Raw genomic sequence first — 11,351 nt, 5'->3', positions numbered from 1 at the left:
GAAGTACGGCTGTCTTTCTTTGGCTTTATGAATTTGGTTTGGATGTCCTGCTGGGGATTGATGCCGATTTATAACTAATTACTGTAAATCTCGTATTGGCTTAGCTATTGAAAATGTAATTTTTATTGAAAAAAATTAGTCGGAGAGCTGCAGTTTCGAACTTAAACTTCTTAGGTCTTGATTTTGCTGAAATTTTCATTTTTCAAAAGTCCATGTGCCACGATTTTGCCACAAAACTTAGACTGGTGAAATATCACTAACAACCGCCTTAGTTTTTTGTGGCAAAAAAGATATCCACTCCAAAACCTAAGTGCACCGATTCTGCACCCGAACTTTAATTGTCGCTTTTTTAATATTTAACTAATTGATATTCAGTGATATTATTCTGGATAATTTGATTGTAAAGATACAAATATTTTTTATTATTGATAAATTTAAATTTAGATGCTTCTCAGATGGAAAGTCTTTTGAAAATTACTTACCTTCTTGTTGGAAAAAAGGTACCAACTAAAGATCTAAAAGTCTTGCCTCCCAATAATGGTAATAATCTCTATTCGCTCATCTCCATTTATTCGGTAGTAAATAGTATCGACACCGCAAACACAATAACGATATCCTTTTTTGATGTGGTCGGCAGATGGAAATAATAATGGATTTTGTTCTATTTTGTCAAAACAATCGTAAAACATATTGAAATAGTGATCGGCCTGATCCATTCCGAACTTACCGACACCATAGTAATAAATTCTTTTTAAATCTTCTTTGGCTTCGCTACTTAAATAATAGCTATACATTTCCTATATCCTTTTTAAACTCCGCTAACATTTCTTCTTTAGTTTGTTTTTTTACAAAACCGCTTTTTTCTCCCCTATCTAATTTAGCTCTTACAAAGTCATAAAACTCTTCTTGTGAACGTGCTTTTTTTATTAAAAAGTTAATGGCTTCACTTTTACTGCTAAACTCTTCTGCATTAACCTGATTTTTTAACCATTCTTCATTAGGAGCAGTTAATGATATACTTTGTCGTGTCATAAAGATAAAAATTATTTTGGTGTAAATTTACACCAAAATTTCGAAAATAGAAAGAGATTCGCTAAAAAACTTAAATACAAAAACCGGTTCTGTCGCATCTGTTTAATAACTATTATCTTTAGACGTTCAAAATATATTTTATGAATGCGAAAGGTCATTGTTATCCGAAAGCCATTATTTTGCAGGCTGTTTATTTCAAATTGAAATTTACATTGAGTTACAGGGATATTGAGGAAATAATGAAAATGCGTGGAATAGCAGTTGATCATGCGACGATTCAACGTTGGGTATTTAAATTTACTCCAATAGTTGAATCTCAGATGAAAAAAGGAAAGAGCAGAGTAGGCACCAGTTGGCGAATGGATGAAACGTATATAAAAGTAAAAGGTATCTGGTGTTATTTGTATCGGGCTGTTGATAAATGTGGTAATACTGTGGATTTTCTTTTGACCAGAAGAAGACAGAGGATGAGTGCACAGTCATTTCTGATAAAAGCGATAAAAAATAATTACCGGCCAACAGTAATAAATATAGACAAAAGCGGCTCTAACACCAGCGCAATACGGGTTTACAACAAACATTCATTTTCGAATATAAAGATTAGGCAATGTAAATATCTCAACAATATTGTGGAACAGGACCATCGTTTCATAAAGTGGCGGATACAAAACGGTTTGGGTTTTAAAAGTTTTGCGTCTGCCAGAAGAACCTTGGCAGAAATTGAAGTTGTGCACATGTTAAGAAAGAATCAGATGCTTAACCCAGGAACAAGTATGTTCAAATCATTTTGTAAATTGGCTGCATAATTTTCGGGTTTCTGATTTCTTGCGGATTTACATGGCAGATGCGACAGAACCAAAGATAACCATGCTTATCAATTACATTTAAAAACACCGCATTTTCAAAAATATAAAACAACCACACTTAAAATGGTCAAATCATTAAAGCTGGTAGACATAGATACAATTGTAGCATAAAAACCGTTGAAATTCATCAACGGTTTTTACTTGAGATTTACTATTCAGCGAAACTTCCACCGCTCATTGCTTTTTGAAAAGCTTCTGGATTCCAGTATTCACGATAATTTACAATAAGGCCGTCACGAAAGGTTACAAAAGTAGCATAACTCATTTCATACGGATTTCCACTGCCTATTACCACTCCTGATGCGCTCCATTCTGCAATGGCAGCATTGGCATCATCAGTGCCGTAGATTTTCAGCTTTGGAATTGATTTTACGTCTATAAAACCAGGATAATCTTTCAAATAATTATAAAGAGCCTCACGACCTTCAAATTTTGCAGGGGAACCTTCAGGAGCAAAAGGGAATTCTGCTACCACATCTTCTGCACAAAGTTCTGACCAGCCTTTCATGTCTTTGGCTAAAAATGTATCTAAACTGTTACGAAGGAGTTGAGTTGCTGAGGTGTTTTTTGAATTTTCCATTTTTTATTTTCAATTTTATTGTTATTATTTTATTCATTTCTATAGGGCAAAGTTGCACCGGAAATAAGCCTTAAAACAATGAGATTTGATAAAAAAAACCGTTGACATTTGTCAACGGTTTTATAGAATAGATATATTTTGTGCAGTATAAGTATAAAAAACAAACCCGAATTTCACAAATCGACACCAATTTCAATAGTTGATTTAATTTGCGAAATTAATTTGGCAAACTAAATTAGTGAAATTCGTGCTTAAAATTAATTTATAAAAGACAGTTTTAAACTGAATATTTATTTCGTTGCTTGTTTTCTAATTCTGCTTAAGGTTTCTTTGGTAATACCCAAAAAAGAGGCAATAATGTGTTGCGGAAAACGCTGGATAAATTGTGGGTGATTGCCGGCAAACTCTTCATAACGTTTTTCTGCCGTGCTGCTAATAGTAGAGTTTAATCTTCGTTGGTTTGCAATGGAATTTCGCTCATCCATTAAAAAGACCATTTTTGCCATTGCCGGAATTTTCTCTATCAGATCCAGCATTTCAGCTCGTGTTAAAATTAGTAATTCGGTATCTTCACAAGCTTCAATATTGTATTTTGAAGAAGTGAGCATAGCAGAGCTTTCCCGGTCGTTAGCCCAGTAATTTTCAATCAGCAGCTGTACAATATGTTCAATTCCTTTTTCATCCACACTATATTGGCGCATAGCACCCTTTACAATAAAACCCGCATATTTACACACATCACCCTCTTGCAGGAAATATTGTTTTTTTCTTAATTTTTTGGGTTGAAAAGTCGCGGTAATCAAGGCTTTCTCTTCGTTGGTAAGCTGCAAAGCTGAATATTGCTCGATATAGGCTGTTAATTTGTCGTGCATTAGTTAGATCATTCATTAAAATGATGCAAGGTATAAAAAAAACGACTTTATTTTATAGCATCATTTACAGTCTGGCTGTCTACAAACTGCTCAAAACTGATAATTTTATGTTCTTTCAATTTCCAAATGTGAGCCACCCTGGCAGTGAATGATTTGCCTGTAATTTTGTATGTGCCGGTATATGTGCCAAAAGCAACAACTTTATCATCACTCGCAACGTAATCTTCCGGAGTAAATTTATAATCGATCCATTCACTTCCTAATCGGGTAAATACATTTTTAGTAATGTTTTCCAAGCCAATGTAAGTTCCCGCATAAGGAAAACCTTTGGCTTCTGTCCAGGAAATATCTTTGGTAACGTGTTTAGCTAAGTTTTGGCCATTCTCTTCCGAAGTTTTTCCTTCATAGGTACTTTTTACAATTTCCAGATTTGTCATGTCATTTTTATTTAAAGAGCAGCCTGACAATACGATTAGCATTATCAGGCTGATCATGATTTTTAGTCTTACCATTTCATTTCTCCCGTGTTTACTTTGGCACCAATCTGAAGGGCCGTGTCGAAAGTAAGTATTGGATATTTTGCTTTTATCGCTTTAATTAAGCTTTCTGAAGTTTTGTTGGTTTTTAAAGCCTCTTCGTAAAACAGGATATAGCTTTTTGTGTGTTTTACTGCCTCGATATCAAAGGAACTTTGAGAATCAGCATGAGCAGGAATTACAATTTGGGGATGTAAGGCTTCAATTTTGTCCAGAACATCAATCCATTGTTTTCGTGCCGCTGGTGTCTGCGCATCTGCCATCCAAAGGTTGAAGGTTGTTCCAAAAACATTTATACCGCCCACTACAGCTTTTATCGATGGAATCCATACAAATGTTTTTGAAGGAAATTCTTCCAGACCTATAATTTCTAGTTTTTGGCCTTCCAGGTCAATACTGTTTGCTTTTAAAACCTGAGGCAGAACAATATTAGAAGTAATGGCTTTTCCTAATCGTTCTCCCCAAACATCTAATTTTTTTTGAGCAGTTGCTTTAATAGATTCGACTGTTGCAGGCGAGGCATAAGCGGTAACTTCAGGGAAATATTTTTTGAATACTTCCAGTCCGAAATAGAAATCCGGATCTGTATGTGAAATATAAATAGTGGTTAGTTTTCTGCCTGATTTTTTAATTTGTCGGGCTACTTTTTCAGCATCTTCCAGCGTGAACTGTGCATCAATTAAAACAGCATCTGTTTTTCCTGAGATTATCACTGAAGCCACACCAAAACTATTTTCGGATGCGTTAAAAACTTCCAGCTTTAAATTATTGGCCTGGATAGTTTTGAAATTTTGTGCTTGTGTTTCCATATTCGATAAAATTAAAATTGTTAACAATAGTTTTGAGATAAGGTGTTTCATTTTTGGCTGCGTTTTAAATTACCACCGCAAAAATGAAACAGAATACTGTCTCGAAACATTAAACTAGTTTAATAAATAGTAGAATAATTTATTTTTTGAGTGTGATTTTCTTTCTGATATTACTCAAGAAAACATTTGTAATGCCAAGATAAGCAGCTATTTGAATGTTGGAAAGACGTTGGATAAGCTGCGGATATTTTGTCGAGAATTCAATATAACGCTGGTCTGCTGTTTTACTGAGATTATCAATCATTCTTCTTTGAAGGGCAACGTGCGTTTTTTGTGTCATTACCCGAAATAATTTCTCAATTTTAGGCAGATTAGCGTATGCAAACTCTTTATCTTTTTTAGAAATAACAAGCACTTGGCTATCCTCAAGAGCTTCTATGAAAAGTTGTGACGGTGTTTCGGCAGTAAAACTGTCAATATCAGTTATCCACCAATTTTCGATAGCAAAATAGAGTATTTGTTCAAAACCATTTTTGTCAATATGATACACACGCAAAAGCCCTTTAGTGACAAAACCTTCAAATTTGCAGACTTCTCCTTCTTTTAATAAAAACTCCTTTTTGCTGATTTCTTTTTTCTCAAATAAATTGACAAATGCTTCTAATTCATTTTGGGAAAGTGAAATATGTTTCAGAATATTTTCTTTGAGAAGCTCTTTCATTTTTATTAGGTTTTTCTTCATTTGGCTTTAGAATACTGCCATAACGAAATTACGAAATTTTTAATAGTCTTATGTTTTGCGGTCATTATGATTTCAAGCTATTATCCTTGAGGCTTTAATTTTAAAGTGCATCTGATTCAGGCAGGCTTCGCATTTTTGGGCCTGCAAATCATTTAAAGCAGTCTTTATTTACGGTGCAGCTTTATTACAGGTACAGTTGTGATCACTGATTTTTTTTTAAGCATAACTTATTTTTTTAAAATTAAAATGATAAACCCGCCCGATACAATTAAGTACAGGGCGGGGTGTCCATAAACATAATCTTCCATTTTATGTCTACTTAAAAACTTGTCAGTGTATAAGAATCTTTCGATTTAGTTATTAGTGTAAACTAAATATAATTATCGGGCTGTTTTAAAGGAAGGGTCACTGTAAATTCAGCGCCGTTGTCTTTCTCCCCCAAGGCAGTAATTGAACCATGATGTCTTTTGGCTATTTTTCGGCACAGGGCAAGACCAAGCCCGTTTCCTTCGAACTCGTCTTTGGAGTGCAGCCTTTCAAAGGCATCAAATATCCTCTCGGCAAAAACAGGATCCAGTCCAATGCCGTTGTCCTTTATTTTTATTTCCAGCACCTCAATGCCTTCCTTATTTATAACAGCCGAGGTGATGATCACCCTGGGCGGCTCATCGGCTTTTGAGAATTTAAGGGCGTTATGGATCAGGTTATAAAAAAGCTGGTGGATCAGTATCGGCGCGCCCTCAATCTGGGGAAGCTCACTTATGATAAGTATGGCCTGTTTTTCATTAATTATCAGCTCCAGATCGCTTTTAATATTCTCTATCATCTGGTCCAGATTGATCTTCTTTACAGGCTGTGATCTTTTATCCAGTGTTGAGTAGGCAAGGATTCCCTCAATGATCCTCTGCATTCTCTGGGCAGACTGGTCTATTTTGCCCAGGTACTTTTCTGCATTTTCATTAAAAAGGCTTTCAGATTCATTTCTTAGAAGACTGCTGAAGGTTTTTATTTTACGCACAGGCTCTTTCAGATCATGGCTGACCACACCCGCAAAATGCAGCAGGTCATCATTGGAGCGCTGAAGCTCCTGCGTGTTTTCTGCCACCTGTTTTTTAAGCTCCTCTTCAAAGGCTTTCTGCTCCTGGATATCGCGGATTATCCCGATAATGCTGATAGGGTTCTCATTTTCGTCCTTGATGATCCTGCCGTCTATCTTTACCCAGCGCAGAGAGCTGTCATCATTTACAATTCTGGCCTCATAGGACATTTTCCCTGTCATCTGCGCCTGCTGGTGCGCTTTTTCGCGAAGGATTCTATCCTCGGGATGCAGTCTGGCAATAAGCTGCTCGTTGGTAACTTCTCCCTTAATGGACCATATGGCGTTGAAATTTCCGGAAGTTTTTATTTTTTTGCTTGGAAGGTCTATCTCATAGGTTCCCATCCCTGAGGAGTCAACTGCCATCCTTAGTTTCTCATCGGAGCTTTTAATATCTTCTCTGGCCTGGTGCAGGTCTGTTACCTCTGCGGCTGTATGCATGACCCCGTAAATCTGCTTTTCTGAATTATAAAGGGGTATAAAGCTGTAATTGTAATATCGGGATTCTGCCATATCGTCAATAAGCAGGTCTATTTTCTTGTCTTTGGCATGAAAGGGGATACCGGTTTGGAGCACAGTTAATGCCTGATCCAAAATCTGCTGTTTTTGGTTCTGCGGCAGCACCACAGGAAAATTTTCCCCAATAACAGTGTCGCTTTTTTCCCAGATTTGCAGCATTGCCGTGTTGGCCAATGCTATCTGGAGTTCATTTCCGGTATAGACGGCTGTGGGCAGAGGGGTGTTGTCCACAATGTCTTTCAAAAGCGTTACATTATCGTACATCGTGCGGGTGGTTTGTATGGACACGAAAGTATCTTTTATTTAATGGCAGTGTGTTATGTAAATATAAAAGAATGTTTCATAATTCCAATAGAATATTTTTTAACTGCCCGGTTTCAGGCGGGCTTATTGCTGCATCAAATAAATGAGCAGAACAGATTATTGAAGTAAACCGCAGCGCGGCTGATTATTAAAATAAAATAAAAAACTCAAATTGAGCCAGTTCTAATAAATAAAACTACCTTTACATCCTTAAATACATTAAAATGCAAGAAGGTACAGTAAAATTTTTCAATGAAGAAAAAGGGTTCGGATTTATAACTCCAAATAACGGAGGAGCCGAAGTTTTTGTTCATGCTTCAGGTCTATCAGAAAACATCCGCCAGGACGATGCAGTACGATATGACGTAGAAGAAGGCCGTAAAGGTCCAAACGCAGTAAACGTAGTTGTAGCATAATATACTCTTCACAGTTAACTTTTTAAAGGCATCTGCTCAGGCAGGTGCCTTTTTTGTTTTATTGATAGGGTAAGTTTACTGTCTTCTTATAGAATAATATTATTTTTTAGGAGCTTTTTCCCGCTATTCGTTCAACCCAAGCGATAGCGAACCGGCGAAGTAATCTTTTGTGCCGAACGACGGCACAAAAGGATTTTCACTGCACACGAGCGAAGCGAACTGGCGAAGCAATCGGGTCTAGGACTCCTGCAGATCCCTTTTTTGTCTTGGAGAACAGCACATTCAAACCCAATTTCGGTACTTTTAATTACTACTCAATTTTGGTCTTTATTAATTACCATATACTATGACTCCGTTACAAAGCTGTTATTACTTCCAGCCAAAACAGTAAATAGGTTTTTCCGCTGCAGAATCAGAAAATCGATGAGGAATCTAAAGACAGAAACCGGCCTTTTAGTTTAGCTGATACTCACCTTTTTTAGACTGATGAAATAAGACACAGCATACTGCGGCTCATTATTAATAAATTAGTAAGACTACAATAAAAAAAGGCGCCATTTATCTTTAATTGGCGCTTTTTGGAAGTGTGATAACAGGAACGGGACAAATTTATGGACAATTGCTTACTGCATGTAGGGTCTGTCTGTGTATATCTGAAATATTTTGGTTTAAATGTCCGTTGCAGATTGATACTAGAATGAACATCCTTTTATTTTTGATTTTGACACAAAATGCACTCTGAAATTTACTTAATGTTAAAACATAATACCTTATTTTTTAGCAAAAAAGCACAAATTCCAAAATAAATTTATGGATCGAAATCCCTTAGGACACTTATAAGTTAACGGACTGCCGAAGTCATTGATTTTGCAGGATTTCTAGTTTTTTTAAAATGACTGAAATTCCCATAGGAACCCTATTGCGGAAGTGTGACCGTTTCACATTGAATTTTGTCCGTTTGGTTCAAATTTTTAAAGGATCTGCCGCTAATGCCTTTTATGTTTGCACCATCAAATTAACAAAGGCATTCTGCCTGATAACATTTAAACTTATAAATCATGAAAAATTTATTTTTGCTCTGCATTGTTCTGGTATCCTCAAGCTCTTTCAGCCAGAGCTTTTTTGATAAACTTCATTTTGGTTTGAAGGCCGGTGGTAATTACAGCGGTTTTTACAATGCAGATTTTGAAACTGAAGGGCTTGCTGGATTTCATGCAGGGGCAATAATCGCCTACGAGATTAATAAAAACTTTTCGATACAGGAAGAAATTTTATTCTCTACCCAAGGAGCTAAATTAAAAGGAGGATTCTCTGACGGCAAAGATCTTAAACTGTCTTACGTTTCAGTGCCCATTGTAGTAAAATACAAAACTGACTTTGGATTGTATTTCGAAGCTGGTCCCCAAATTGGAATTTTAGCATCAGAAGACTTTAAAGAAATAACCAATGATGATTTTGCTGAAAAAATTGACGGCGGTCTGACAGGTGGCATTGGCTATCAATTTTCTAATGGTTTTGGAATAGGAGCCAGGTATTATATGGGATTAACCGATATTAGTAAAAGTAAGTCAGCGGCCATTAACACCAATTTTCAAAACCACATGTCACAGGTCAGCCTTTTCTACATTTTTTAGATAAGAGAAGTAGCTTAGTTATAAAAAAACATATAAATACCCCTGCGGCTGCAGGCGGTATTTTTTGTACTTTTCCCACACTTGAAAACTGCAAACTTAAAGACCCTGCCAATGCCCAAAAAACGTAAATCCATAATCACCAACAATATTGCAAAGTCCTTCACGCCTTTGATTCTGAAGGAAATTTATAAAATAAATCTGTTTTTGACATTTTTAATGGCATCTCTTGCTATGTTTTTTCTGATCATGTTTAAGAGTTCGCCTCTTTTGGTGTTTTTCATGACTTTAAAAAGCGGTTTTTATATTTTTCTGGTTTCATTCTCCCTCTCGGCTGTTTTGGAATTCTGTGCCTTAAAATTTCAAAATGATTTATACAGGTTCAGGCTTTGGCGCTATACCGCCAGCTTTGGCATAGCAGTTGCACTGCAGATGCTGCTCTGGCCTTTTTTTGCTTATATGGCCCATGTTGTGTGGAGTCCCTATAATATCAAATTGATTTTGACCTTTTTAGTAGAAGCGGTTTTTATATCTATTTTAATACTGCTGCTGCAGGATTTTGCCATTCTCAGGCTTGCCAAAACACAAACCGAGCTGGAGAATGCCAGATTGCAGCTGCGCATGGCAGAAGCGGAAAACCTCCTTTTAAAACAGCAGATACATCCCCATTTTTTATTTAATTCCCTCAATACATTAAAAGCCCTTTATAAAAAAGATCTTGCCCTTGGAGAGCATTATCTGATCCAGCTCGCCGGATTTCTGCGCGCAGCGGTATCGCTCAACGACAGCATGGTAAATACACTGGAAGAGGAACTGGGATTTTGCAAAAATTATCTTGAAATGCAGAAAATGCGCTTTGGAGCGGCTTTAGAATGGGAGATTGAAATAAGGGACCAGGAAATGCTTGAAGGTTATCTGCCTACTTTTTCTCTGCAGCCACTGGCTGAAAATGCCATTAAACACAATCGATTTACAAAACAGCATCCACTTCGCATTATCATAGAGCAGAAAGGAGAGTACATATCGGTATCCAATACAATGAATGTCCGTCTGCCGGGTGAAACTTCTTTAAAAAGCGGCCTGGCCAATCTGGCTGACCGCTATCAAATTTGTTCGGGAAATGAAATTATTATTAATAACGATGGCATTACTTTTTCTGTAAGCTTTAAAATTGGCACCAATGAGGATCGTAATTATTGAAGATGAAACACTGGTAGCGGAAGAACTGGCTGCGAGTTTGAAAAACACCAGTTCCGAAATTGAAATAACTGCAATTTTAGGATCTGTAAAAGAAGCTGTTTCCTATTTCAGAGAGCAGGAGCATCCGCAGCCCGATCTTATTTTTAGCGACATACAGCTGGGAGACGGCCTTAGCTTTGAAATTATAGAAGCCGTTTCCCTGGAAGTGCCGGTAATTTTTTGCACTGCTTTTAACGAATATGCTCTTGATGCTTTTAAAGCCAATGGCATCGAATACATACTCAAACCCTTTAGCTATGAGGAATTAGGCACTGCTCTTGCTAAATTTCAAAAAATGCAAAAAATAATGAGCGGCCAATTATCACTGCAGTACCAAAAAGCGATGCAGATGCTTTCCAATGTGCAGCAGCAGAACAGCAGTACATTGATGGTAAAATACCGAGACCGTCTTTTACCATTTGCTTTTGATAAAATAGCCCTTTTTTATGTGGAAAGCAATACAACTGTAATGCTGGCGCATAACGGTAAAAGGTATATATTAAATGACTCCTTAGACGATATTGAAAAAAAAACCGGTCAGATCTTCTTCCGAATGAACAGGCAGTTTCTGGTAAACCGAAATGCGATAGAAGATGTTACAGATTATTTTCCACGCAAACTTAAAGTAAATTTGTTTTTTCAATTTCATAAAGACATTTTTGTAAGCAGGGAAAAAAGATCCAAAATGCTTGCCTGGATAGCAGGCTGAT

The 11,351-nt window shown here is 36.7% G+C and carries 13 protein-coding genes; 5 read left to right on the top strand and 8 right to left on the bottom strand.

All coding sequences use genetic code 11. The features are described from left to right. Positions 1 to 515: 515 nt before the first annotated feature. Positions 516 to 794, bottom strand: coding sequence for a type II toxin-antitoxin system RelE/ParE family toxin (locus QLQ95_RS24130; RefSeq protein ID WP_113679293.1), 279 nt, complete (start codon positions 792 to 794; stop codon positions 516 to 518). Next, positions 787 to 1,032 (bottom strand): ribbon-helix-helix domain-containing protein, encoded by a 246-nt coding sequence (locus tag QLQ95_RS24125; protein ID WP_482502010.1) that lies wholly within the window; start codon positions 1,030 to 1,032, stop codon positions 787 to 789. Before QLQ95_RS24125 ends, QLQ95_RS24130 begins: the two co-directional genes overlap by 8 nt. A gap of 140 nt (positions 1,033 to 1,172) precedes the next feature. Here QLQ95_RS24125 and QLQ95_RS24120 point away from each other — a divergent pair, with 140 nt between their 5' ends. Further along, on the top strand, positions 1,173 to 1,838 hold the full coding sequence (locus QLQ95_RS24120; RefSeq protein ID WP_482502009.1) for an IS6 family transposase: 666 nt from the start codon (positions 1,173 to 1,175) through the stop codon (positions 1,836 to 1,838). Between the two features lie 211 nt (positions 1,839 to 2,049). Here the strand turns inward: QLQ95_RS24120 and QLQ95_RS24115 are convergent, their stop codons facing one another. The 6 genes from QLQ95_RS24115 to QLQ95_RS24090 all read right to left on the bottom strand — a co-directional run bounded on the left by QLQ95_RS24115 (position 2,050) and on the right by QLQ95_RS24090 (position 7,316). Next, complete coding sequence (locus tag QLQ95_RS24115) at positions 2,050 to 2,478, bottom strand: nuclear transport factor 2 family protein (protein ID WP_482502008.1); 429 nt, start codon at positions 2,476 to 2,478, stop codon at positions 2,050 to 2,052. 290 nt (positions 2,479 to 2,768) lie between these two features. After that, positions 2,769 to 3,350 carry a Crp/Fnr family transcriptional regulator gene (locus tag QLQ95_RS24110; RefSeq protein WP_482502007.1) on the bottom strand — a complete coding sequence of 194 codons (582 nt, stop codon included), beginning with the start codon at positions 3,348 to 3,350 and terminating at the stop codon, positions 2,769 to 2,771. Positions 3,351 to 3,397: 47 nt separating this feature from the next. Next, a complete protein-coding gene (locus tag QLQ95_RS24105; protein ID WP_482502006.1) occupies positions 3,398 to 3,844 on the bottom strand; it encodes a nuclear transport factor 2 family protein in 447 nt (148 codons plus the stop codon). A gap of 11 nt (positions 3,845 to 3,855) precedes the next feature. After that, positions 3,856 to 4,695, bottom strand: coding sequence for an MBL fold metallo-hydrolase (locus QLQ95_RS24100; protein WP_482502005.1), 840 nt, complete (start codon positions 4,693 to 4,695; stop codon positions 3,856 to 3,858). 139 nt (positions 4,696 to 4,834) lie between these two features. Continuing rightward, the gene (locus tag QLQ95_RS24095; protein ID WP_482504073.1) at positions 4,835 to 5,416 is read right to left on the bottom strand and encodes a Crp/Fnr family transcriptional regulator; all 582 of its coding nucleotides are present in this window, start codon (positions 5,414 to 5,416) and stop codon (positions 4,835 to 4,837) included. Between the two features lie 391 nt (positions 5,417 to 5,807). Further along, on the bottom strand, positions 5,808 to 7,316 hold the full coding sequence (locus QLQ95_RS24090; protein WP_482502004.1) for a PAS domain-containing sensor histidine kinase: 1,509 nt from the start codon (positions 7,314 to 7,316) through the stop codon (positions 5,808 to 5,810). A gap of 263 nt (positions 7,317 to 7,579) precedes the next feature. Between QLQ95_RS24090 and QLQ95_RS24085 the strand changes: the two genes are divergently transcribed. From QLQ95_RS24085 to QLQ95_RS24070, 4 genes are all read left to right on the top strand, one after another. Then, positions 7,580 to 7,771 carry a cold-shock protein gene (locus tag QLQ95_RS24085; RefSeq protein WP_482502003.1) on the top strand — a complete coding sequence of 64 codons (192 nt, stop codon included), beginning with the start codon at positions 7,580 to 7,582 and terminating at the stop codon, positions 7,769 to 7,771. Positions 7,772 to 8,829: 1,058 nt separating this feature from the next. Then, positions 8,830 to 9,405, top strand: coding sequence for a porin family protein (locus QLQ95_RS24080; protein WP_482502002.1), 576 nt, complete (start codon positions 8,830 to 8,832; stop codon positions 9,403 to 9,405). A gap of 111 nt (positions 9,406 to 9,516) precedes the next feature. After that, entirely contained in the window at positions 9,517 to 10,602 is a 1,086-nt protein-coding gene (locus tag QLQ95_RS24075; protein WP_482502001.1) for a sensor histidine kinase, read from the top strand. Then, positions 10,583 to 11,350, top strand: coding sequence for a LytR/AlgR family response regulator transcription factor (locus QLQ95_RS24070; RefSeq protein WP_482502000.1), 768 nt, complete (start codon positions 10,583 to 10,585; stop codon positions 11,348 to 11,350). Before QLQ95_RS24075 ends, QLQ95_RS24070 begins: the two co-directional genes overlap by 20 nt. Position 11,351 lies beyond the last annotated feature (1 nt).

Source organism: Flavobacterium sp. B330r (assembly GCF_056824325.1).
This window is presented reverse-complemented; position numbering and strand designations above follow the sequence as displayed.